Annotated in this window: 26 protein-coding genes; 3 read left to right on the plus strand and 23 right to left on the minus strand. The window is 70.2% G+C overall.

Features of this window, described 5'->3' with window-relative positions; translation table 11 throughout:
• From gmk to pyrR, 9 genes are all read right to left on the minus strand, one after another.
• Positions 1–630 carry a guanylate kinase gene (gene gmk, locus AVR91_RS30605; protein WP_016333106.1) on the minus strand — a complete coding sequence of 210 codons (630 nt, stop codon included), beginning with the start codon at positions 628–630 and terminating at the stop codon, positions 1–3.
• Complete coding sequence (gene mihF / locus AVR91_RS30610; protein WP_003096398.1) at positions 627–944, minus strand: integration host factor, actinobacterial type; 318 nt, start codon at positions 942–944, stop codon at positions 627–629. The genes gmk and mihF overlap by 4 nt, the downstream gene beginning before the upstream one ends.
• 107 nt (positions 945–1,051) lie before the next feature.
• Positions 1,052–1,891, minus strand: coding sequence for an orotidine-5'-phosphate decarboxylase (gene pyrF, locus AVR91_RS30615; protein WP_063276259.1), 840 nt, complete (start codon positions 1,889–1,891; stop codon positions 1,052–1,054).
• On the minus strand, positions 1,888–5,202 hold the full coding sequence (gene carB / locus AVR91_RS30620) for a carbamoyl-phosphate synthase large subunit (RefSeq protein ID WP_063276260.1): 3,315 nt from the start codon (positions 5,200–5,202) through the stop codon (positions 1,888–1,890). Before carB ends, pyrF begins: the two co-directional genes overlap by 4 nt.
• On the minus strand, positions 5,202–6,338 hold the full coding sequence (gene carA / locus AVR91_RS30625; protein WP_063276261.1) for a glutamine-hydrolyzing carbamoyl-phosphate synthase small subunit: 1,137 nt from the start codon (positions 6,336–6,338) through the stop codon (positions 5,202–5,204). Before carA ends, carB begins: the two co-directional genes overlap by 1 nt.
• Positions 6,338–6,847, minus strand: a complete 510-nt coding sequence (locus AVR91_RS30630; protein WP_063276262.1) for a PH-like domain-containing protein — start codon at positions 6,845–6,847, stop codon at positions 6,338–6,340. The genes carA and AVR91_RS30630 overlap by 1 nt, the downstream gene beginning before the upstream one ends.
• A complete protein-coding gene (locus AVR91_RS30635; protein ID WP_076857471.1) occupies positions 6,844–8,136 on the minus strand; it encodes a dihydroorotase in 1,293 nt (430 codons plus the stop codon). Before AVR91_RS30635 ends, AVR91_RS30630 begins: the two co-directional genes overlap by 4 nt.
• Positions 8,133–9,065, minus strand: a complete 933-nt coding sequence (locus tag AVR91_RS30640) for an aspartate carbamoyltransferase catalytic subunit (RefSeq protein WP_016333100.1) — start codon at positions 9,063–9,065, stop codon at positions 8,133–8,135. Before AVR91_RS30640 ends, AVR91_RS30635 begins: the two co-directional genes overlap by 4 nt.
• Positions 9,062–9,658: a bifunctional pyr operon transcriptional regulator/uracil phosphoribosyltransferase PyrR gene (gene pyrR / locus AVR91_RS30645; RefSeq protein WP_016333099.1), complete on the minus strand. Its 597-nt coding sequence runs from the start codon at positions 9,656–9,658 to the stop codon at positions 9,062–9,064. The genes AVR91_RS30640 and pyrR overlap by 4 nt, the downstream gene beginning before the upstream one ends.
• A 260-nt stretch (positions 9,659–9,918) precedes the next feature.
• On the opposite strand from pyrR, the gene bldD reads away from it, so the two are divergent.
• Positions 9,919–10,407 carry a transcriptional regulator BldD gene (gene bldD / locus AVR91_RS30650; protein ID WP_003096372.1) on the plus strand — a complete coding sequence of 163 codons (489 nt, stop codon included), beginning with the start codon at positions 9,919–9,921 and terminating at the stop codon, positions 10,405–10,407.
• Positions 10,408–10,516: 109 nt separating this feature from the next.
• On the opposite strand, the gene nusB is transcribed toward bldD, so the two are convergent.
• The 3 genes from nusB to AVR91_RS30665 are packed head-to-tail and all read right to left on the minus strand — an operon-like array spanning position 10,517 to position 12,674.
• Positions 10,517–10,981, minus strand: coding sequence for a transcription antitermination factor NusB (gene nusB, locus AVR91_RS30655; RefSeq protein ID WP_063274190.1), 465 nt, complete (start codon positions 10,979–10,981; stop codon positions 10,517–10,519).
• Positions 10,981–11,544 (minus strand): elongation factor P, encoded by a 564-nt coding sequence (gene efp, locus AVR91_RS30660; protein WP_034311660.1) that lies wholly within the window; start codon positions 11,542–11,544, stop codon positions 10,981–10,983. The genes nusB and efp overlap by 1 nt, the downstream gene beginning before the upstream one ends.
• Before the next feature lie 38 nt (positions 11,545–11,582).
• Complete coding sequence (locus AVR91_RS30665) at positions 11,583–12,674, minus strand: M24 family metallopeptidase (RefSeq protein WP_063274191.1); 1,092 nt, start codon at positions 12,672–12,674, stop codon at positions 11,583–11,585.
• Between the two features lie 537 nt (positions 12,675–13,211).
• On the opposite strand from AVR91_RS30665, the gene AVR91_RS30670 reads away from it, so the two are divergent.
• Positions 13,212–13,619, plus strand: a complete 408-nt coding sequence (locus AVR91_RS30670) for a B-4DMT family transporter (protein ID WP_063274192.1) — start codon at positions 13,212–13,214, stop codon at positions 13,617–13,619.
• Here AVR91_RS30670 and AVR91_RS30675 read toward each other — a convergent pair.
• The 11 genes from AVR91_RS30675 to AVR91_RS30725 form a co-directional block, all read right to left on the minus strand.
• Positions 13,574–15,058 carry a glycoside hydrolase family protein gene (locus AVR91_RS30675; protein ID WP_063274193.1) on the minus strand — a complete coding sequence of 495 codons (1,485 nt, stop codon included), beginning with the start codon at positions 15,056–15,058 and terminating at the stop codon, positions 13,574–13,576. The genes AVR91_RS30670 and AVR91_RS30675 overlap by 46 nt on opposite strands.
• Positions 15,059–15,118: 60 nt before the next feature.
• The gene (locus tag AVR91_RS30680; protein ID WP_063274194.1) at positions 15,119–16,045 is read right to left on the minus strand and encodes a GNAT family N-acetyltransferase; all 927 of its coding nucleotides are present in this window, start codon (positions 16,043–16,045) and stop codon (positions 15,119–15,121) included.
• Entirely contained in the window at positions 16,042–16,473 is a 432-nt protein-coding gene (gene aroQ / locus AVR91_RS30685; RefSeq protein WP_063274195.1) for a type II 3-dehydroquinate dehydratase, read from the minus strand. The genes AVR91_RS30680 and aroQ overlap by 4 nt, the downstream gene beginning before the upstream one ends.
• On the minus strand, positions 16,470–17,579 hold the full coding sequence (gene aroB, locus AVR91_RS30690) for a 3-dehydroquinate synthase (RefSeq protein ID WP_016333091.1): 1,110 nt from the start codon (positions 17,577–17,579) through the stop codon (positions 16,470–16,472). Before aroB ends, aroQ begins: the two co-directional genes overlap by 4 nt.
• A gap of 8 nt (positions 17,580–17,587) precedes the next feature.
• Positions 17,588–17,989, minus strand: coding sequence for a hypothetical protein (locus AVR91_RS30695; protein WP_063274196.1), 402 nt, complete (start codon positions 17,987–17,989; stop codon positions 17,588–17,590).
• On the minus strand, positions 17,986–18,510 hold the full coding sequence (locus AVR91_RS30700) for a shikimate kinase (protein ID WP_083715671.1): 525 nt from the start codon (positions 18,508–18,510) through the stop codon (positions 17,986–17,988). The genes AVR91_RS30695 and AVR91_RS30700 overlap by 4 nt, the downstream gene beginning before the upstream one ends.
• Positions 18,507–19,694 (minus strand): chorismate synthase, encoded by a 1,188-nt coding sequence (gene aroC, locus AVR91_RS30705; RefSeq protein ID WP_037343929.1) that lies wholly within the window; start codon positions 19,692–19,694, stop codon positions 18,507–18,509. The genes AVR91_RS30700 and aroC overlap by 4 nt, the downstream gene beginning before the upstream one ends.
• Positions 19,695–19,741: 47 nt before the next feature.
• Positions 19,742–20,353: a prepilin peptidase gene (locus AVR91_RS30710; RefSeq protein WP_063274197.1), complete on the minus strand. Its 612-nt coding sequence runs from the start codon at positions 20,351–20,353 to the stop codon at positions 19,742–19,744.
• 384 nt (positions 20,354–20,737) lie between these two features.
• On the minus strand, positions 20,738–21,367 hold the full coding sequence (locus AVR91_RS30715; RefSeq protein WP_063274198.1) for an anti-sigma factor family protein: 630 nt from the start codon (positions 21,365–21,367) through the stop codon (positions 20,738–20,740).
• Complete coding sequence (locus AVR91_RS30720; RefSeq protein WP_076153688.1) at positions 21,364–21,876, minus strand: sigma-70 family RNA polymerase sigma factor; 513 nt, start codon at positions 21,874–21,876, stop codon at positions 21,364–21,366. The genes AVR91_RS30715 and AVR91_RS30720 overlap by 4 nt, the downstream gene beginning before the upstream one ends.
• A complete protein-coding gene (locus tag AVR91_RS30725) occupies positions 21,873–22,241 on the minus strand; it encodes a hypothetical protein (protein ID WP_063274199.1) in 369 nt (122 codons plus the stop codon). Before AVR91_RS30725 ends, AVR91_RS30720 begins: the two co-directional genes overlap by 4 nt.
• A gap of 132 nt (positions 22,242–22,373) precedes the next feature.
• Between AVR91_RS30725 and AVR91_RS30730 the strand changes: the two genes are divergently transcribed.
• Positions 22,374–22,814, plus strand: a complete 441-nt coding sequence (locus AVR91_RS30730; protein ID WP_063274200.1) for a QcrA and Rieske domain-containing protein — start codon at positions 22,374–22,376, stop codon at positions 22,812–22,814.
• Positions 22,815–22,839: the final 25 nt, after the last annotated feature.

Here is a 22,839-nt window from a genome sequence, read left to right on the forward strand (position 1 = left end):
CTAGTTGTCGCCGGTTATCAAGTTTAGCAACTGCTCGGCGGCCTCTCGCACGTCGGCGTTGACGACGCGCTCGTCGAACTCCCCGGCGGCGGCGAGTTCGCGTTCGGCCTCGGCCAGCCTGGCCTTCACCGCGGCTTCGTTCTCGGTACCGCGGCCGGTCAGCCTGCCGACCAGTTCGTCCCACGACGGCGGCATCAGCATCACCAGCCGGGCCTCCGGCATCGCCTTGCGGACCTGCCGCGCGCCCTGGAGTTCGATCTCCAGTATCGCGTTGCGGCCCTCGGCCAGCACCCGCTCGACGGGCCCGCGCGGGGTGCCGTAGCAGTTGCCCGCGAACTCGGCGTGTTCGAGCAGTGCGCCCTCGGCGACCATGCGGTCGAACTCGGCCCGGTCGATGAAGTGGTAGTGCTCGCCGTCCACCTCACCCGGCCTCGGCTTCCTGGTGGTCACCGAGACGCTGAAATAGATCTCCGGATCCAGCTTGCGCAGCTCCTTGGCCACGCTCGACTTCCCGACCCCCGAAGGCCCTGAGACGACCGTGAGCCGGTGCCGGGATTCGACTCCCGCCACCGGCTCACCGCCGCGGTCAGCGCCCGGGTTCACCGGGTGGTCCTGACCGATGCCGCTCACTCGCCGCTGAATTCGGCCAGCAGCGCCTTGCGCTGCCGGTCGCCGAGGCCGCGAAGACGACGGCTGGGTGCGATCTCCAGTCGTTCCATGGTCTGCTGGGCACGGACCTTGCCGACGCCCGGAAGTGCCTCGAGCAGAGCCGAGACCTTCATCTTGCCGAGGACTTCGTTCTCCTCGGCCTGCTTCAACACGTCGACCAGAGTGGTACCGCCCCGCTTCAGCCGCTCCTTCAGCTCAGCACGGATGCGGCGGGCGGCGGCGGCCTTCTCCAGCGCCGCAGCGCGCTGTTCCTCTGTCAGCTGGGGAAGTGCCACGTTTTCCTCCGGTAGTTCTCAAATCTGGGTGGGTGTGGCGACGGTACCCACCCGTTACCTCGGCCCACAATGCGGGGGTGGCTGGTCATGACGGATTCCCGGGCCTGCTATTGGCCGTTTTCCAGGGGACCGAGGGAATCCCGGGTCCGCCGAACGGCCGCACGCAACGCTTCGGGGTCCGGCCCGTGCCTGAGGACGTCACGGGACGACGCGGGCAGCACACCCGGCAGTCCCGGCCCGAAAAGGGCCCGCAAATCGGCCGGAGTGGCCCCCTGGGCCCCGAAACCGGGCGCCAGGATCGGACCGTTCAGCTTGCTCAGATCGAGCTCTCCCGGCGCGATGGTGGCGCCGACGACGACACCGATGTCACCCAGGGGGCCGACGCCCGCGTTGTACGCGGCCGCCGTGTCGACGATGTCCTGCGCGACGGTCTTTCCGTTGGGCAGCAAGGCGTTCTGCAATCCCTGCGCCTCCGGGTTGGAGGTGCGCGCCAGGACGATCAGCCCCTTGCCCTGCGCCTGCGCGACGTCGATCGCGGGCGCCAGCGAACCGAACCCGAGGTACGGCGACACGGTGATGGCGTCCGCCTCGAGTTCCGCCCCGGCGGGCAGGAACGCCGCCGTGTACGCCGCCATCGTCGAACCGATGTCGCCGCGTTTGACGTCCAGCAGGACGAGCGCGCCCGCCTCCTTGCACACCTTCATCGTCTTGGCCAGAACAGCGACCCCAGGAGGCCCGTAGGCCTCGAAAAAGGCCGACTGGGGCTTGATCACCGCGACCTCGGGCGCGAGCGTCTCAGCGGCCGTGAGGGCGAACTTCTCCAGCCCGCCCGCGTCCGCCGGGAGACCCCACGCCTGGAGCAGCCCGGGATGGGGGTCGATACCGGCGCAGAGCGGTCCCTTCTCCGCGACCGCCCGCGCCAGCCTCGCCCCGAACCGCTCGCTCATGCCTTGGCCTTCAGCGCCGCCTGCAGGCTCTGCAGCGACCGCACGCCGATGTCGCCCTTGATGACGGCCTCGATCCCGTGCACGGCCGCCGCCGCGCCCTGCACCGTGGTGATGCAGGGGATGTCGCGGGACACCGCGGCCGTGCGGATCTCGTAGCCGTCGATCCGCGGACCGCTGTTGCCGTAAGGGGTGTTGATCACCATCTGCACTTCGCCGCTGAGGATGACATCCACGACGTTCTGTTCGCCTTCGGCGGAACCCTCGTAGTGCTTGCGCACGACGGTGCAGGCGATCCCGTTGCGCCGCAACACTTCCGCGGTGCCCGAGGTGGCGAGGATCTCGAAACCGAGGTCCGCCAGGCGCTTCACCGGGAACACCAGCGAACGCTTGTCGCGGTTGGCGACGGAGACGAACACCTTGCCCGACGTCGGCAGCGAACCGTAGGCGCCGGCCTGCGACTTGGCGAACGCCTTGCCGAAGGAGACGTCCACGCCCATGACCTCGCCGGTGGACTTCATCTCCGGGCCGAGCAGCGAGTCGACGCCGTGGCCCTCGGGGGTGCGGAAGCGGTGGAACGGCAGGACCGCCTCCTTGACCGCGACCGGCGAATCGGCTGGCATGTGGCCGCCGTCACCCTCGGCGGGGAGGACGCCGGATTCGCGCAGATCCTTGATCGACGAGCCGGTCATGATCAGCGCGGCGGCCTTCGCCAGCGGCACCGCGGTCGCCTTGGACACGAACGGCACCGTCCGCGACGCGCGCGGGTTGGCCTCCAGGACGTACAGCACGTCGTCCTTGAGCGCGTACTGGACGTTCAGGAGCCCGCGGACACCCACGCCGCGCGCGATGGCCTCGGTCGAGCGGCGCACCGTCTCGATGTCGGTCCGGCCCAGCGTGATCGGCGGCAGCGCGCACGAGGAGTCGCCGGAGTGGATCCCGGCCTCCTCGATGTGCTCCATGACGCCGCCGAGGAAGAGCTCGTCGCCGTCGAACAGCGCGTCGACGTCGATCTCGATGGCGTCGTCGAGGAACCGGTCCACCAGCACCGGGTGTTCCGGGGTGACCTCGGTGGCGCGGTGGATGTAGCCGGCGAGGGATTCCTCGTCGTAGACGATCTCCATGCCGCGTCCGCCGAGCACGTAGGACGGCCGCACGAGGACCGGGTAGCCGATCTGGTCGGCGATCCGCTTCGCGCCCTCGAACGAGGTCGCCGTGCCGTACTTCGGCGCGGGCAGCCCGGCGTCGGTGAGGACCTCGCCGAACGCGCCGCGGTCCTCGGCGAGGTGGATCGCGTCCGGGGAGGTGCCGATCACAGGGACACCGGCGTCGGCGAGGCGCTTCGCGAGCGAGAGCGGGGTCTGGCCGCCCAGCTGCACGATGACCCCGGCGACGGTGCCCGACTCCTGCTCGGCGTTGACCACTTCGAGGACGTCCTCGAACGACAGCGGCTCGAAGTAGAGCCGGTCCGAGGTGTCGTAGTCGGTGGAGACGGTCTCGGGGTTGCAGTTGACCATGACGGCCTCGAAACCGGCCTCGCGCAAGGCGATCGCGGCGTGCACGCACGAGTAGTCGAACTCGATGCCCTGCCCGATGCGGTTCGGCCCTGAGCCGAGGATCAGCACCTTCGGCTTCTCGGTCTGCGCGGTGATCTCCGACTGCGCCGCGGGGTCGGTCTCGTAGGCCGAGTAGTGGTACGGCGTCTTGGCCGCGAACTCGGCCGCGCAGGTGTCGACGGTCTTGTACACCGGCCGCACGCCGAGACGGCGGCGCAGCGCGCGGACGCCGTCCTCCCCGGCCAGTTCCGGCCGCAGCGAGGCGATCTGGCGGTCGGAGAGGCCGATCCGCTTCGCGCGGCGCAGCAGCGGCTCGTCGAGCACCTGGGCGTCACGCACCTCGGCGCCGACCTCGCCGATGAGGGCGATCTGGTCGATGAACCACGGGTCGATCCCCGAGGCCTCGTGCACCTGCTGGACGGTGGCGCCGAACCGCAGCGCCCGCTCGACCTCGTAGATCCGCCCGTCGTGCGGGGTGCGCAGGGCCTCCAGGGCGGACTCCAGCGACGCGCCCTCGGGGTCGGGGCGGGTCCAGAAGCCGGTGGCCTTGGTGTCGATGGACCGCAGCGCCTTGCCGAGCGCCTCGGGGAAGCTGCGGCCGAACGACATCGCCTCGCCGACGCTCTTCATCGTCGTGGTGAGCGTCGGGTCCGCGCCCGGGAACTTCTCGAAGGCGAACCGCGGCACCTTCACCACGACGTAGTCCAGCGTCGGCTCGAAGGCCGCCGGGGTCTCGCCGGTGATGTCGTTGCGGATCTCGTCGAGGGTGTAGCCGATGGCGAGTTTCGCGGCGATCTTGGCGATGGGGAACCCGGTCGCCTTCGACGCCAGCGCGCTGGAGCGGGAGACCCGGGGGTTCATCTCGATGACGACCATGCGGCCGTCCTCGGGGTTGATCGCGAACTGGATGTTGCAGCCGCCGGTGTCGACGCCGACCTCGCGCAGCACCGCGATGCCGACGTCGCGCATGTGCTGGTACTCGCGGTCGGTCAGGGTCATCGCGGGCGCGACGGTGACCGAGTCGCCGGTGTGCACGCCCATCGCGTCGAAGTTCTCGATCGAGCAGACGACCACCACGTTGTCGTGCCGGTCGCGCATGAGCTCGAGTTCGAATTCCTTCCAGCCGAGGACGCTCTCCTCGATGAGCACCTCGGTGACCGGCGACTCGGTGAGGCCGGTGGAGGCGAGGCGCTCCAGTTCCTCGTCGGTGTGCGCCATGCCCGAGCCGAGCCCGCCCATGGTGAACGACGGCCGGATGACCACCGGGAGGCCGACCTCGGCGACGGTCGCGCGGACCTCGTCCATGTCGTGGCAGACCCGCGAGCGCGGGACCTCGCCGCCGATCGTGCGGACGATGTCCTTGAACTTCTGCCGGTCCTCGCCGCGCTGGATGGCTTCGACGTCGGCGCCGATCAGCTCGACGCCGTACTTCTCGAGCACACCGCGCTCGTGCAGGGCGACGGCGCAGTTCAGCGCCGTCTGCCCGCCGAGGGTCGCGAGGATCGCGTCGGGGCGCTCCTCGGCGATGACCTTCTCGACGAACTCCGGGGTGACCGGCTCGATGTAGGTGGAGTCGGCGAACTCGGGGTCGGTCATGATGGTCGCCGGGTTCGAGTTCACCAGCGAGACGCGCAGCCCCTCCTGACGCAGCACACGGCAGGCCTGGGTGCCGGAATAGTCGAACTCGGCCGCTTGGCCGATCACGATCGGCCCGGAGCCGATGACCAGGACGTGCTGGATGTCTGTCCTCTTCGGCATTACTTGGCCTTCTTCTCCATCAAGCTGACGAACTCATCGAACAGGGGCGCCGCGTCGTGCGGGCCGGCGGCGGCCTCGGGGTGGTACTGCACCGAGAACGCGGGGACGTCGAACGCGCGGACACCTTCGACGGTGTCGTCGTTCGGGCAGTAGTGCGAGATCTGCGCGGCGCCGAACGGCGTCTCGAACCGCTGGCCCGGCTCGCCTTCGAGGGCGAACCCGTGGTTCTGCGCGGTGATCGCGACGCGTTTGGTGGCCACGTCGATCACCGGGATGTTGATGCCGCGGTGGCCGTAGCGCATCTTGTACGTGCCCAGCCCCAGCGCGCGGCCGAGGATCTGGTTGCCGAAGCAGATGCCGAACAGCGGGATTTCCCGCTGTAGCACCGCTTTCGTCAGCTCGGTCGCGTGCGCGGTGGTCGCCGGGTCACCGGGACCGTTGGACAGGAACACCCCGTCCGCCTCGACGGCGAGCAGTTCGTCCACAGTGGACGACGACGGCAGCACGTGCACCTCGATACCGCGGGCGGCCATCATGCGCGGGGTGTTGGACTTGATGCCCAGATCCAGCGCGGCGACGCGGAATTTCCGCTCGCCCTGCGCTTCGACGACGTACGCCTGCTTCGTGCTGACCTCGCCGGCGAGGTCGGCGCCCTTCATCTGCGGGCTCGCCTGCACCTGCGCGAGCATCTCCTCGTCGGAGCCCAGTGCGTCGCCCGAGAAGACGCCGGACCGCATGGCGCCCTGCTCGCGCAGGTGCCGGGTCAGCGTGCGGGTGTCCACCTCGGAGATCCCGACGACGCCCTGGCGCTCCAGTTCCTCGTCCAGCGTGCGCTTCGAGCGCCAGTTGGACGGGGTGCGCGCGGGGTCGCGGACGACGTAACCCGAGACCCAGATGCGCGAGGACTCGTCGTCCTCGTCGTTCCAGCCGGTGTTGCCGATCTGCGGCGCGGTCTGGACCACGATCTGCCGGTGGTAGGAGGGGTCGGTCAGCGTCTCCTGGTAGCCGGTCATGCCGGTGCAGAACACCGCCTCACCCAGGCTGCGGCCGCGGGCGCCGTACGCGGAACCGCGGAACACCCTGCCGTCTTCGAGGACCAGTGCGGCGGGGGTCCTGGTGTCGTTCGCGGTGCTCATCAGGCACCTCCCTTGATGTCGTTGCGAGTGTCTTGCAAAGCTTCGATCCACTGTGGATAGTCGTCGACCTCGTCGCCGCGGAAGCCGGTGTCCAGCTCGACGTCGCCGGCCAGCCAGGTGATGACGAGCAGCGCGTCGATGCCCATCACCTTCCCGGCCATCCCCTTGTCCTTGCGGACGCCGGTGACCGAGGCGCGCGGGATCCAGAAGTCCGGGGCACCGCCGCGTTCGATGGCGATGCCGTCTTCGTGCAGGCGCCACACCGCGCCGGTGCGCAGGCCGGCGCCGCGCGTGACGACGCGGTCCTGCCAGTGCCCCGCCGTCGTGGTGCTGATGTAGACGCCGGTCGATTCGAGCAACGCCTCGCCGGGGTCCGCGGGGATCTCCGGGAACGGCGGGACCTGGACGCTCTGCGCCCGGGACTTCCGCCGCCAGCCGCGCCACATCAGGAACACGCAGAAGAGGAAGAAGGCGAAGACCGCCAGGGTCAGCAGGATCCGGTCACTCATTGCGCGATCTTCCCTTCCCGCGCGGTGATCCGCCCGCGCAGCAACGTCGCCGTCACCACGCCGGGGAGCCGCATTCCTTCGTACGGGGTGTTGGCCGCGATACTCGCGAACTCGGCGCCCCGCACGGTCCATTCGGTGTCCGGGTCCACCAGCGTCAGGTTGGCGGGTTCGCCGACCTCGATCGGACGGCCGTGATCGGTCAGGTTGCCGATCTCGGCGGGCCGCTCGCTCATCACCCTGGCGACACCCCGCCAGTCCAGCAGGCCGGTGCGGACCATGGTCTCGACCACGATCGACAGCGCGGTCTGCAGGCCGAGCATGCCGGGCCGGGCGTGGCTCCACTCGCAGTCCTTGTCCTGGACCGCGTGCGGCGCGTGGTCGGTGGCGACGCAGTCGATGACGCCCTCGGCCAGCGCGGCGCGCAGCTTCTCGGCGTCGGATTCGGTGCGCAGCGGCGGGTTGACCTTGTTGACCGGGTCGTAGGTCGCGAGCCGCTCGTCGGTCAGCAGCAGGTGGTGCGGGGTGACCTCGGCCGAGACCTTGGTGCCGCGGTCCTTGGCCCACTTCAGGATGTCCGCGGTGCCGGAGGTCGAAACGTGGCAGACGTGCAGCCGCGCGTTCGCGTGCTCGGCGAGCAGGCAGTCGCGGGCGACGATCGACTCCTCCGCCGAGGCGGGCCAGCCGGTGTAGCCAAGGCGGGCGGCCTGCTCGCCTTCGTGCGCCTGCGCGCCGACGGTCAGCCGCGGCTCCTCGGCGTGCTGCGCGATGACCACGCCCAGCGCCGTCGAGTACTCCAGCGCGCGGCGCATGAGCAGCGGATCCGCGACGCAGAGGCCGTCGTCGGAGAAGACCTTCACCCGGGCTTCGGATTTCGCCATGGTGCCCAGTTCGGCGAGCTTCTCGCCCTTGAGGCCCACGGTGACCGCGCCGACCGGGTGCACGTCGACCAGCCCGGCCTCCTGGCCGCGGCGCCACACGTGGTCGACGATCACCGCGTTGTCGGCCACCGGATCGGTGTTGGCCATGGCGAACACCGCGGTGTAGCCGCCGAGCGCGGCCGCGGCCGAACCGGTGGCGATCGTCTCGGTGTCCTCGCGGCCGGGTTCGCGCAGGTGGGTGTGGAGGTCGACGAAACCGGGGAGCAGCACCTGGCCGGCCGCTTCGATCACTTCAGCGTCTTCGGGCGCGTCGAGGGAACCGATGTCGGTGATGACCCCGTCCTCGACGAGCACGTCGACCGGGTCGCCCTCGCCGTAGGGTCGGGCGCCCTTGATCAGGACGGTGGTCATGCAGCGGCTCCTTCACTGGCGAGCAAGTGGTAGAGGACCGCCATGCGCACGTGGACGCCGTTGCGGACCTGTTCGGTGATGGCCGAGGCCGGGGAGTCGGCGACCGCCGAGGCGATCTCCATCCCGCGCAGCATCGGGCCTGGGTGCAGGACGACGGCGTGCTCGGGCAGGAGCTTCATCCGCCGTTCGTTGAGGCCGTAGGCGATCGAGTACTCACGGGCGCTCGGGAAAAAGCCCCCGTGCATCCGCTCGGCCTGGACCCGCAGCATCATGACCGCGTCGAGCGCGGGCAGTTCGGCGTCGAGTTCGTGCGACACGGTGACCGGCAGGCTCTCCACGCCGGCGGGCAGCAGCGTCGGCGGCGCGACGAGCACCACCTCCGCGCCCAGCGCCGACAGCAGGTGGATGTTCGACCGCGCGACCCGGCTGTGCAGGACGTCGCCGACGATCCCGATGCGGCGGCCTTCGAACGAGCCGAGGCGCTCCCGCAGTGTCGCCGCGTCGAGCAGCGCCTGCGTCGGGTGCTCGTGGGTGCCGTCCCCGGCGTTGACGACCGCCGTCCCCGCTTCGGCGAGCCAGCCCGAAAGCCGCTGCGCCGCACCGGAGGCGGGATGCCGGATGATCACGCAGTCGGCGCCGGCCGCGGCCAGTGTCAGCGCGGTGTCCCGCAGCGATTCGCCCTTGTTGACCGAGGAACTGGACGCGGAGACGTTGATCACGTCGGCGCTCATCCACTTCCCCGCGATCTCGAACGAGACACGGGTGCGGGTCGAGTTCTCGTAGAACAGCGTGATGACGGTGCGGCCGCGCAACGTCGGCAGTTTGCGGACCTCGCGGCCCAGCAAGGTGTGCTTGAGCTCTTCGGCGGTGTCCAGCACGGCTGTCGCGAGCGCCGGGTCGAGCCCGTCGGTGGCGAGCAGGTGCTTCACGATCGATCTCCTTCTGGTTGCGCGCGAAGCAGAACCGTGTCCCGTCCGTCCACTTCGGACAGCAGGACCTCGATCCCCTCGGCGCGCGAGGTGGGCACGTTCTTGCCCACGTAGTCGGCGCGGATCGGCAGTTCGCGGTGACCGCGGTCGACCAGCACGGCCAGCTGGACCGCGCGCGGGCGGCCGTGGTCGCGCAGGGCGTCGAGGGCGGCGCGGATGGTGCGGCCGGAGAACAGCACGTCGTCGACCAGGATCACCACCGCGTCGTCGATACCGGTCGGCGGCAGCTGCGAATGTTCGAGCGCGCGGGGCGGGCGGCGGCGGAGATCATCACGGTAGAGCGTGATGTCCAGCGCGCCGGTCGGCGGACGGATGCCGGAGAACTCGGCGATCTTGTCCGCGAGCCGCAGGGCGAGCGGCGTTCCCCTGGTGGGGATGCCCAGCAACACGGGCGGAGTCGAGCCACCGGCACCGAGAGCGGTCTTCTCGATGACCTGGTGGGCCATTCGGGCGATCGTGCGCGCGACATCGCCGGACGAGAGCAGCTCGCGCTCTCCCGCCGGTTCCGCCGCGCCACGCGGGCGTGACGACAAGGCGGACCTCCTTCCCCGCCTCTCTGGACGGGTCCTTAAAGGACGTCGACTTCCTGCGTAGCGAGGAAATCTCCCCGACACTAGCAGGAGCGATGGCTCATTCTTACGAGTGGCGCGCCCCAGGTGACGAAGGCCTCTCGAAAGCACCCGCTTGACCTGGTGACAACTATGCGTAACCATTACTCTGAGTATTCGACTCTAGGAGTCCCCTGGACCGGTCACCCCGACCGGTTGGGGGTGAGGAAACGGAGAACCACCAGATGGGCGATTACGCCAAGGCGCTCGGGGCCAAGCTCCGCGGGATCCGCCAGCAGCAGGGCCTGTCCCTGCACGGGGTCGAGCAGAAGTCCGGAGGCCGCTGGAAGGCCGTCGTCGTCGGTTCGTACGAGCGCGGGGACCGCGCCGTCACCGTGCAGAAGCTCGCCGAGCTCGCCGATTTCTACGGCGTCCCGGTGGTCGAGCTGCTGCCGGAGGGCCGGGTGCCGTCGGGCGCCGAGCCCGCCACGAAGATCGTCATCAACCTGGAGCGTCTCCAGCAGCTCCCGGCGGAGAAGGTCGGGCCGCTCGCCCGCTACGCCGCCACCATCCAGAGCCAGCGCGGCGACTACAACGGCAAGGTGCTCTCCATCCGCACCGAGGACCTGCGTTCGCTGGCGATCATCTACGACATGACCCCAGGCGAGCTCACCGAGCAGCTGATCGACTGGGGTGTGCTGCCGCCCGAGGCTCGACCGTCCAAAGAGGACTAGAGATGGCGACGTTTTCGGTCCGGGGGGACCGGAAACGCCAACCGGCACCACCGAGCACGAGAACGGGCCGTGCCCTCGGCAGAGGACACGGCCCGTTGTCGTACGCCTTCTAGAGGACCGCGCGCAGCCTGTCGGCGATCGTGCCGATCCGGCCGAGCACGCCGTTCACGAAGCGCGGCGAGTCGTCGGTCGACAGCTCCTTCGCCAGCCCGACGGCCTCGTCGATGGCCACTGGGTCCGGCACGTCCTCGGCCCAGAGCAGCTCGTAGACGCCGACCCGCAGCACCGCCAGGTCCACCGGCGGCATCCGGTCCAGCGTCCAGCCCTGAGCGTGCTCGGAGAGCAGCTCGTCGATCTGGGTCTTGCGGCCGGTGACACCCTCGACCAGCGAGATCGTGTAGTCCGCGATCGGGTCGACCTCGACCGAACCGACCCGGTCCGCCAGCAGCGTCACCGCGTCGGCACCGCGCTGGGCGGCCTCGTACATCATCTCGACCGCGCGTTTGCGGGCCTGACGACGGCTGATCGGCCCGCCGCGGTTCGGCGACTTGCCCGATTTGGCTGAGTCGGCCATCAGCTGGAAACGCGGCCCAGGTAGCGGCCGTCGCGGGTGTCGACCTTGATCTTCTCGCCGGTGGTGAGGAACAGCGGCACCTGGATCTCGGCGCCGGTCTCCAGGGTGGCCGGCTTGGTGCCACCGGTGGAGCGGTCGCCCTGCAGGCCGGGGTCGGTGTGCTGGACGACGAGCTCGACCGAGGTCGGCAGCTCGATGTACAGCGGGACACCCTCGTGCACCGCGACCTGGACCTCGGTGTTCTCGAGGAGGTAGTTCGCGTTGTCGCCGACGGTCTCGTTCAGCACGGTGATCTGGTCGTAGGTCTCCGCGTCCATGAACACGAAGTCCTGACCCTCCTTGTACAGGTAGGTCATGTTGCGGCGGTCGACGGTGGCCGTGTCGACCTTCGTCCCCGCGTTGAAGGTCTTGTCGACGACCTTGCCGGTCAGCACGTGCTTGAGCGTGGTGCGGACGAACGCCCCACCCTTGCCCGGCTTGACGTGCTGGAACGCGGTGACGGTCCAGAGCTGGCCGTCGAGGTTGAGGACGAGCCCGTTCTTCAGGTCGTTGGTGGTGGCCACGAGTGTGCAGTCTCCTGTGTCGATCTTCCGGGCCGTCGTCAGACGACCACGAGTTCCTTGGTGCTCAGCGTGAGGAGTTCGGGCGTACCTTCCCGCACGACCAGCGTGTCCTCGATGCGCACGCCTCCGCGTCCGGGCAGATACACACCAGGCTCGACGGTGACGGCCATACCGGCGGACAGTGTACCGACGCCGGTGGTGGCCAGGCTGGGCGCCTCGTGCACCTGCAGTCCGACGCCGTGGCCGAGGCCGTGGCCGAACTCCTCGCCGCGCCCCGCGCCGACGATCACGCCGCGGGCCGCTTTGTCCACTTCGGACACTTCGGCACCGGGGAGGACGGCGTCGCAGCCCGCCGCCTGCGCGCGCTGGACCAGCTCGTAGATCTCCTCCTGCCACGCCGCGGGCTTGCCGATGACGAACGTGCGGGTCATGTCGGAGTGGTAGCCGTCGACCGTGGCCCCGAAGTCGATCTTGACGAACCCGCCGGTCTCGAGCGGCGCCGAGGTCGGCCGGTGGTGCGGGATCGCGGAGTTGGCGCCCGCCGCGACGATGGTGTCGAACGAAGGCCCGGTCGACCCGTGACCGAGCATGCGGTTCTCCAGGTCGCGGGCGACGTCGAGCTCGGTGCGGCCCGGCCGGAGCCCGCCGGCGGACACCAGGTCCTCCAGCGCCCGGTCGGCCGCCGCGCACGCCTGGCGCAGCGCCTCGATCTCCTGCTCGTCCTTGACCAGCCGCAGCTGCTCGACGAGCCCCGGCGTCCGGACCAGCTCGACGCGGTCGAAGCGGACCTTGAGGTCCTCGTGCTGCTCGACACTCACGTGCTGGCTCTCGAAGCCGGTCTTGCCGAGCTTCTTCTCGGCCGCCAGATCGGCCAGCTTCGCCGCGCTCGCGCGGTCCAGCACTCGTTCGAGGTCGGGCACCTCCGTCGCCGACTGGACCTGGTAGCGGCCGTCGGTGCAGAAGATCGTCTTGTCGTCGCCGCTCCCGTGGACGAGGAGAGCGGCGTTGGACCCGGTGAAGCCGGTCAGGTACCTGATGTTGAGCAGGTCCGTGACCAGCAGCGCGTCCACCCCGGAGTCGGCCAGCAGGGAACGCAGCGCCGCGCGGCGGCGAGAGAAGTATTCACGCACGTCATGGAGTTTAGGGGGTGGGCCGCCCGCGGCACGCGTTTCGTCTGCCGCTTGCGTTCACTGTGGCGCGCGGTCGTCGCGTGAAGGCCTCCTTTTGCTTGCCCACGGGTTTGGGCCGAGCCTGAGGGGTTCGGGACGTCGAACGTCCTGACTCCTCCACACAGGGATTCGTTGATGAAGGATTTGGGACGGTGAACGTCCCAAATCCTTCATCGACAACGCTCGCCCCTGTCTGGAACGAATCCCGCTCACGCCCAGTTCAGACGTAGATCAACGAATACCTGTCCGTGAAGGCCCCCTTCACGCGGCTGAGCCGAGGGAAGGAGGCCTTCACGCGCATTCATCGTGGCTACTTGGTGCACCTGGGGCGAATGTGGCGGTCGGCCAGTCCGTGAAGGCCTCCTTCACTACCTTCAGGGTAGGCAAGGAGGCCTTCACGGACTGGAGGACCGAACACCCACCGGCACGTGGGCGCGTAGGTCGCTACTGGCGAGTTAAACTCCCCCAATGGCACCGTGGCTGACTCGTGGACTCGTGATGGCGCTGCTGCACGGCGCGGCCGTCACCGTGCTGGCCAAGTACGAGGTCTTCAACCCCACCGACAAGACCCTCGTCACCTCCCTCGCCCTCGCCGTCCTTGTCGGCGCGGCGGCGGGCTGGGGCGCCGTGGACGCCTGGCAGGGCAAACCCGAACGCGGCAAGAACTGGTTCATCGCGGCGCTGATCGCCGGCCCGGTCTCGGGCGTGCTGTACGTGATCGGCCGCGCGGTGTTCGTCGACCAGACCGGCGCTTCGGAACTCGGCGGCGCGCTCACCGGCGGCGCCGCCTTCTCGGCCCTGCTGGTGCTCATCCCGGCCGGCATCGGCCTGTTCGTCGGCGGCCGCATCACCAAGCCCGATCAGCCCGCGAGCGAGAAACCCACCGGGAAACCGTCCCAGGCCTGATCGCTGATCTCTTCGACGGTCGAGTCGTTCAGCGCCGCCGTCCCCGCGTCCGGCACCGCATACAGCTTGCCGTCGAGCACCACGCCGAATCCGCGACCCGGCGCGTGCACCGTCTTCGCCCCGGCGCTCAGCCGCGCGACCTGCGGGAACTTGTCGACGACCTTGAGCCGCAGGTCCAACACCTCGCCCGCGAGCGCCGCCGCCACCGAGCGCCGGTCGACCCGCACTAGCTTGCCGTCGGCCACCAGATCGATGGTCCGCTGCGGCGAGGGCATCGCGACGCCTTCGAACGAGGTCCGGATCCGGGCGTCGCCCTCGCACGCCCGCGAACCGCGGACGTCCAGCCCGAAATGCTTGAGGTCGGTCGGCGCCCCCGCGCCGCCGACGACCGTGGCGCGGACGACGTCGAAGGGCACCCGATCGCAGACGTCGCCCGACGAGAGCGGCGCGTGCCCGTCGGGCCGCCGGACCAGGCCTGGGCCTTCCTTCCAGGCGCCGGGGATGAGCGACGGCCGGTACGGCTGCGCGGAGAAGTCCCTGGTCCAGAAGGTGAGCGTGGTGCCGGCGTCGGTCTCGTGCGCGATCACGAAGGCGTCGAGCGCACCGACCCACATGAGGTCGGTGCTGAACCCGTCGACCAGCGAGCGGGTGCGCGGCGAGATCGTCGTCGGCTTGGCGACGAAGCCCTGCTCCCCCAGCGTCTCCACGCCCCGGCTGAACGCAGCGTCCCTCGCGCGGAGCAGGAACTGCCCGGCGCCGTTCCACCCGGCGGCCTTGGCCGTGGTGTCGGTGAAGAGCACGTAGAACCAGCCGTCGAGGTACACCGCCGAAGGCTGGCCCGCGCCGTAGACGTTGGCGCGGTGGACGTCGTGCGCGGGTCCGATGATCGGCTGCCCGCCGGCCGCGCGGGTCCAGTTGAGCCCGTCGGGGCTGGTCGCGAGGCCGATCGAGTTGCCGAGGGCGTGATCGCCCGCCGCGCCGGTGTAATACATGTAGTAGGTCGAGCCGACCTTGATCACCGACGGGTCGCAGGTGTGCATCCCGTCGAAACCGCCGGGCGCGCCGGAGAACACCGCCGCCGGTCCGCTGCCGGACGGACCGCTGAAGGGACCGTCGAGCGAGGGCGACTGCGCGTAGAGGACGTCGTCACCGGGCGGCTGGGCGCTGCCGTACTGGCTGCACCACCACATCTTGAGCTTGCCGCCGTCCCGCATCACGGTCGGGCTGTAGTTGTAGACCGCGTCCTGGTCGCCCGCGGCGACCACGCCGCCACTGGCCCGGGGATCGCTCGTCGCGAGCTCGACGTCCATCGGCCGCGGCTTTTCCTGGGGCGCCTGCTGGGCTCCGCCGATCCCGCCGCCCTTGCCGTCGGCCTGGGACTGCACGTTCCCGTCGCTGCACGCCGCGAGTACCGCGCCCGCCGCGACGACGGCCACCACGGCACGGGCGGGTCGCCGACCCCCACGAAAAAGGCGCATGATGGCCGAGTGTAGCGAGGCTTAACCCGGCCGGGTGACGCCAGTACCCGGGAGGGCGACCAATTCCACTTCGAAGCCGTCGGCGTTTTCGAGGTAGGCAGCGTAGTGATGGTCACCGCCCGCATTCGGATAGCGGTCCGCGAACAGGGGCGACCAGCCGTGTTCGACGGCCTTCGAAGCCAGTTCGTCCACCCGATCGCGTGACTCGACATGCAGGGCGAGATGGTTCAGGCCCGGCGCGGTGCGGTCGTGCTTTTCGCCGCTGAGCGCGGGCGAACGCTCGACGACGAGGTAGGTCGCGCCGTGCTTCCAGCTGACGCCGGCGGGCCAGCGCTGGAATTCCCGCCAGCCGAGTTCGCCCAGCAGCCAGCCCCAGCTCTCCTCCGCACGGCCGAGATCGGGCACCCACAGCTCGATGTGGTGCGCGCGGCCGCGGTCCGAAGGCAACGCGACGAAGACGCGATGCGGCCCGCTGCCGTAGTGGTCGCCGCCGCCGACGTCGAGGAAACCCAAGCGCCGCACCAGGTTCTGACTGGCCACATTGGACTCCCCGACCAGCGCCCACACCGACGACAGGCCGAGCCCGACGAGCCCGTGCTCCAGCAGGGCCTTGGCGGCCTCGGTCGCCAGCCCCTGCCCGCCATGCGCCCGCGACAGGTAATAGCCGATCTCCGGCACGTCTCCGGGCAGTTCCTGCGATGGCCGCAGATGCGCGAGCCCGATCACCTCGCCGTCGCGTTCGATCACCCAGTGCCCCATGCCCGCCGGGCCGTCGTAGGACAGCCTGCGCCCGACCATTTCGCGAACGCGGTCCGGCTCGGTGAGCGGCACCGCGAAATGCGCGCTCATCGCCGGGTCGGCGAAGAGCCCGATGATCGCGCCGGTGTCGGCTTCGGTCAGCGCGCGCAGCCACAGCCTCGCGGTCTTGAGCTCGGGAGGGTTGTTCACGCCGCGTTCGCGGCCATCCAGCGCAGGGCCAGGGGGTATCCGTCGACCCCGAGCCCGGCGATCACGGCGGTGGCGATGTCCGACAGCACGCTGTGGTGCCGGAACTGCTCGCGTTTGTGCACGTTGGAGATGTGCAGCTCGATCAGCGGCGCCTTGAGCTGGGCGGCGGCGTCGCGGACGGCGATCGAGTAGTGCGTCCACGCGGCGGCGTTGAGCACCACCGGCCAGCCCGCATCGGCGGCTTCGTGCAGCCAGCCGACCATCTCGCCCTCGTGATCGGTCTGCCGGACCTCGACGTCGATCCCCAGTTCCTTGCCGGTCTCGACGCAGTTGGAGGCCAGATCCGCGTGTGTCGCCGAACCGTAGATCCCGGGTTCGCGCAGGCCGAGCCTCCCGAGGTTCGGACCGTTGAGGACGAGCACCTTCACAGCAGCACGCTCCCGCCCGGCTTGGGGGCCTCGCCCGCCACCACCGAGTAGGCCGCGGCGAGCAGCGATGGGTCCGGCCCTTCCAGCCTTCCGGGCTTCGCGAGCCCGTCGAGGACGACGAAGCGCAGCACACCCGACCGGGTCTTCTTGTCGCCCTTCATCGTCTCCAGCAGCTGCGGGAGCGCGTCCGGGTCGTAGGTGGTCGGCAGGCCCAGCAGCTTGAGCACCTTCGCGTGCCGCTCGGCGGTGGCGTCGTCGAGACGGCCGGCCAGCCTCGCGAGCTCGGCGGCGAACACCAGGCCGACACTGACCGCCGCGCCGTGACGCCACCGGTACCGCTCACGGCGTTCGATGGCGTGGGCGAGCGTGTGGCCGTAGTTGAGGATCTCGCGCAGATCCGATTCGCGCAGATCCGCGGCGACGACGTCGGCCTTGACCTGGATCGAGCGGCGGACCAGTTCGCCGAGGACCTCGCCGGTGGTGTCCAGCGCCGCGGCGGGGTCCTGCTCGACGAGTTCGACGATGCGCGGGTCGGCGATGAAGCCTGCCTTGACCACCTCGGCCATTCCGGCGACGAGTTCGTTGGGCGGCAACGTTTCCAGCGTCGCGAGGTCGACGAGGACGGCGCTCGGCTCGTGGAAGACGCCGACCAGGTTCTTGCCCGCCTCGGTGTTGATGCCGGTCTTCCCGCCGAGGGACGCGTCGACCATGCCCAGCAGCGTGGTGGGCACGTTGACCAGGCGGACGCCGCGCATCCAGGTGGCGGCGACGAATCCGGCGAGGTCGGTCACGGCGCCGCCGCCGAGCCCGACGACCACGCCCTGGCGGTCGAGGCCGATGCGGCCGAGGACCTCCCAGCAGAAGCTGGCGACGGTGAGCGCCTTGCCGTCCTCGGCGTCGGGGATCTCGACCCGGTGCGCGTCGATCCCGGCCTCGGCCAGTTCGTCGCGGATGGCCTCGGCGGTGGTCGTCAGCGTCGGCGGGTGGATCAGCGCGACCTTGGAGGCGTCGGCGAGCTGCTCGGTGAGCTCGCCCAGCAGGCCGCGGCCGATGACGACGTCGTACGGCTTGGCGGTGTTGACGGTGATGCGGACCGGCTCGGTCATCGTTCCCCTCACTTCGGCGGAAGCCGCTTGGCCCTCGCGACCTCGCAGGTGATCTTGCCCTTGACCGGGGTGTCCCCCGGGATCTCTTCGGTCACCTTCTGGCCGGGCGTCATCCGGTTCTTCGCGAACAGCGCCTCACCGGCGGCCTTGCCCTCGGCGTCCTTGATCGCGATGGTGACGGCGTACCGCGCGTCCTCGCCCGTGCTGTTGGTGACCTCGATGGTGATCTTCGGGGTGTAGCTGTTGCTATCGCATTTGGTGACCTTGACGTCGGCCGCGACATCGGGCGCGGCGCTGGTCGCCGCGCTCGTCTGGATCACGTCCGCGCCGGGCGGCTGCTTCTCCTCACCGCACGCGGTCAGGGTCAAGGCCACGACGCCGAGCAGGACGCCGGCGATGGTGCGCTTCATGCTCGTTCCTTGCTGATCTCGGTCAGCCCGATGACGGCGGCCTCGACGACCTCGTCGGCGGTCAGCTGGTCGGTCTCGATCTCGAACGTGGCCACCTCGCGGTACACCGGCAGGCGCGCGTCGAGGAGTGCCTTGTAGGTGGCGCGGGGGTTCACCCCGGCCAGCAGCGGACGCGCCGTCGAGAGCCCCGCGCGCTGGACGCCCGCGGCCATCCCCACGTTCAGGAAGATCACGGTGTGCCCGGCCAGCCGTTCGCGGGTGCCCGGCGTGATCGGCGCTCCCCCGCCCAGTGAGAGGACGCCTTCGTGCTCGGCCAGGGCCTTCGCGACCATCTCCTCCTCCAGCGCGCGGAAGGCGGGCTCGCCCTCCTCGGCGAAGATGTCGGTGATGGGCTTGCCCGCGCTCGCGACGATGTCGTCGTCGCTGTCGCGGAAGGCGAGACCGAGCCGGGCGGCGAGCGCCGGGCCGACCGTGCTCTTGCCCGAGCCCGGCGGCCCGATGATCACCGCGCGAGGAGTCACCAGCGCTCCTCGAGCGCCTTCAGGTAGGCCTCGACGTTGCGCTTGCCCTCGATCAGCGAGTCGCCGCCGAACTTCTCCAGCGCGGCGTCCGCGAGCACGAGCGCGACCACCGACTCCAGCACGACCCCGGCGCGGGGTACCGCGCAGACGTCGGAACGCTGGTGGATGGCCACCGCGGGTTCCCCGGTGGTGACGTCCACAGTGGACAGTGCTTTGGGGACGGTCGAGATCGGCTTCATGGCGACGCGCACACGCAGCGGCTCGCCGTTGGTGATACCGCCTTCGAGGCCGCCCGCGCGGTTCGACCGGCGGGTCACCCCGACCGGGCCGGTGCCGCGGTCGATCTCGTCGTGGGCCTGGCTGCCCCACCGCTTGGCCGTGGTGAAGCCGTCGCCGACCTCCACGCCCTTCATCGCCTGGACGCCCATGAGCGCGCCGGCGAGGCGGGCGTCGAGCCTGCGGTCCCAGTGGACGTGCGAGCCGAGGCCGGGCGGCAGGCCGTAGGCGATCACCTCGATCACGCCGCCGACGGTGTCACCCGCCTTCCGCACGGCGTCGACCTCGGCGACCATCGCGTCGGTCCCCTCCTGGCCGAAGGCGCGGACCGGGCTCTCGTCGATGGCCGGAAGGTCCGACGGCACCGGCAGCGGCCCCTCGGGCGCCGAGGCGCCGCCGATGGACACCACGTGGCTGAGGATCTCGACCCCGAGCAGCTGCTTGAGGTACGCGCGGGCCACCGTGCCGAGCGCCGTGCGGGACGCCGTCTCGCGGGCGCTCGCGCGCTCCAGCACCGGACGGGCCTCGGGGAAGCCGTACTTCTGCATACCGGGCAGGTCGGCGTGGCCGGGCCGGGGACGCGTCAGCGGCTCGTTGCGCGCGAGGCCTTCCAGCTCCTCGGCGGGCACGGGATCGGCCGACATGACCTTCTCCCACTTGGGCCACTCGGCGTTCTCGATCTGGACCGCGACGGGGCCGCCCTGGGTGAGCCCGTGCCGGACACCGCCGGTGAACTCGATGTGGTCGGTCTCGAAGCCCATCCGGGGGCTGCGGCCGAAGCCCAGCCTCCGGCGCGCGAGCTGCTCGCCCACTTCGGCGGTGGTGACCTCGACCCCGGCCGGCATCCCTTCCAGGATGGCGGCGAGGGCGGGTCCGTGCGATTCCCCTGCGGTTATCCAGCGCAACACCTGACAGATCCTGTCACAACCTCCTGACCTTCCTAGGAAGGGTCGGGCTATCCAGGACCGGGCCCGGCGAAGACGGCGAGCACCCATGCCGCGACCAGGAGACCGGGGCCGTGCGGCACCGTGGGATGCCGGGGCCCGCCGACCGCGAGCGCCACGCTCAGTAACGCGGCGGCGACCGCGCCGAGCACGATGGACGGCCAGCCCGTCGCCGCGAGGACCGCACCGAGGCTGCCGGCGAGCTTCACGTCCCCGGCGCCGAGCGAGCGCGGCGACACCGCGTGGACGAGCGCGTGCGCCCCGCCGAAGACCAGCGCGCCCAGCACCGCCCGCCACGCGATGGCGGCCCCTCCCCCGTGCGCGGCGATCCCCAGCGCGACGGCGAGCGCCGGGTACGCGGGCAGGGTGAGGATGTCGGGCAGGCGGCGGTACTTGAGGTCGGCGAGCGTGAGCGGGACCGCGAGGACGGTCAGCACGGCCGGGACCGCGAGCCACCACGACGGCCAGGCTCCCGACTGGTACCTGAGGCAGACCGCGACGAGCGCCACCGCGGTGAGGGCGGCGGCCCATGCCGTGATCGGCGCTCCGGCCCGGCGCAGGCAGGAACGTGTGGCGAGCGCCGACCCGGCGCCCGCCACCGCGAAGGCGATCGGCGTGAACACGAGATCAAGAGTGCGTCCGGTGCTGCACGGACGGCAAGATTTTCTTTTCGTGACAGGGACTTTCACGCACTTTCGGCAGGTGGGGCGGGGGTGCGGAAGTCGTGAACGGACCGTTCACGCACGGATGCACGGCGCGGGGTGAAAGCTCCCTTCACCGCATCTCATGCGGTGAAGGGAGCTTTCGTCGCATGAGATGCGGGGAAAGCGTCCTTCAGCCCGGCCGACGGCAGCGCGCGGAGCGGCCGTTCGCCCGGGTACGTGAAGGCCCCCTTCATGTACCCAGGCGCAAGGATGGGGGCCTTCATGTACTTGGGCGTCCGAAGTTTCCGCGCGAGCGGCAATCCATCCCGTCCCCGGCGCCGAAGTCCTGTCATGACACCGGGATCAGGGGTTCATCCGCAGCAGCGGGAGACCCGACGGCGTGCGGATCTCGAGCGCCTTGATGTCCCCGGTGCGCATCGCGGTGCCGACCACGATGTGCGCGGTGTCCTTGGGCATCGCGCGCCAGGACGCGAGCTCGCTGGTGCCGCCGTCGGCGCCGACGGCGACCAGGATGTAGTCCCCGGTCCGGTTGCCGCCGTAGCTGCACGTCATGTCGACCTTCGTGCCGGTGTCCGTGGCGGACATGGCGATCTCGGCGGTCACCGGGTAGTCGCCGAGCAGGGTCATCGGGTCGCCGGCCGCCGCCGTCGGCCCGGTCAGGACGACCACGAGCGCGACGCCCGCGGCCACGGCCATCCCGGCCGCGGTGGTGGTGATCGCCCGTTGGATCCGCCTTCCCCGGCGGACCCGTTTGAGCACGGTCGGCAGCAGATCCGGCGAGGGCGCCGGTTCGTCCTCCAGCAGGGCGGGGGCACCCGCCTGGGCGAGCAGCCCGGGGATCCCGGCCAGGTCGCGCACGGAGGCCGCGCAGCGGTCACAGACGCGAAGGTGTCTCTCGTAGGCGGACCGGTCTTCCGGGGACAACGCACCGAGCACGTAGGCCGCGTCGTAGGTGGCGAAGGGGTCGGTCATTGAGTCACCCCTCTTTCCTCCAATATCAGCCGCAACGCGCGCAACGCGTAATGCGTCCGCGATTTGATCGTCCCTTCGGCCACACCCAGCCGCTTCGCGGCGTCGGCGACGGAGTAGCCCTGGAAGTAGCACAGGACCAGGACGTCCCGGTGTCTCGGCGAGAGCTCACCGAGCGCTTCGGCGACCAGCCAGCCCTGGACCGCCCGTTCCGTGCCGTCCGTGACCGCCGTTTCGGGCGGTTGACCGGTCACCACCTCCGGATGCGCCTCGGCGGCCCGCCAGTCGTCGATGGCGATCCGTCTCGCCACGGTGAACAGCCAGCCGCGCGCCGAACCCTCGGTCTGGTCGAGCACCTTGGCGTTGCGCCAGGCCCGCAGCAGCGTCTCCTGGACGACGTCCTCCGCGCGAACGCGGTCGCCGCCGGTGAGGTGCAGTGCGTAGGACCAGAGCGCCGCCGCGTGCTCGTCGTGCAGAGCCCGCATCAGCCGGTCCTCCGCGAATTCCTTCACCGATCCGTGCCTTCGCGGTTGATGAGCAGCGGGAGGGCGAAGACCACGCAAGCCACTTCGGTGATCAGGCCCCACAGCTCGGCCTGGGTGGTGAAGCGCTCCGAGACGCCGAAGAATCCCGTAGTCAGCGAGAGCACGTACGCGCCCAGGGTGGCCAGGCCGAAGCCGATCGCCGCGAGCGCGGGAAGCCAGTGGTGCCACGCCAGGACGGCGATCGCGATGACCACGCCAGCCACGACGTTCACCAGGAAGAGCGGGCCGACCACGTCCGTTTCCGAGGCCCAGTCCTGCCATACGACGTAATGCACCCACGCCGAGCCGAGGAGGCCCGCCGCCACCACCGCCCGCAACAACCACCGGATCATGTCCGTATCTCTTTCCCGCGTGTTCGGTTCCCCTATGCCTTTGAACACGGAAAAGAGGGCCTCTCGGTTCAATCCGGCACCCGATGGACGGCGAAATTGAACCGGATGGCCGCTCGGACCGTGTGTATGGGCATGACTGCCGAACTCCACTCCCGCCGCAAGGTCCTGACCACCGGCGCCGCGGTCGCCGGTGCCGCCGCCGGAGCCGTGGCCCTCACCGCCTGCGGAAGCGACAGCGCGCCGTCCGGTTCGACCGCCGCACCGCCCGCCGCGGCGCCGGGCGAGACCCTGACCGCACTCTCCGACATCCAGGTCGGCCAGGCGAAGGCCGCCAAGACCGCCGACGGCAAGGACGTCATCGTCACCAGGACCGCCGAAGGCACGGCCGCCGCGTTCAGCGCGATCTGCACCCATCAGGGGTGCGCGGTCGTCCCCGAGGGCGCGGAGCTGAAATGTCCCTGCCACAACTCGATCTTCGACGCCGCGACCGGCGCGGTCAAAAAGGGACCGGCGGACCAGCCGCTGCCGAAGATCGCGGTCAAGGTCACCAACGGCCAGGTCGTCACCGCCTAGAACACGAGAAAGGTCCCTTTAGGAC

Source organism: Amycolatopsis keratiniphila subsp. keratiniphila (genome assembly GCF_001620365.2).
GTDB lineage: Bacteria > Actinomycetota > Actinomycetes > Mycobacteriales > Pseudonocardiaceae > Amycolatopsis > Amycolatopsis keratiniphila.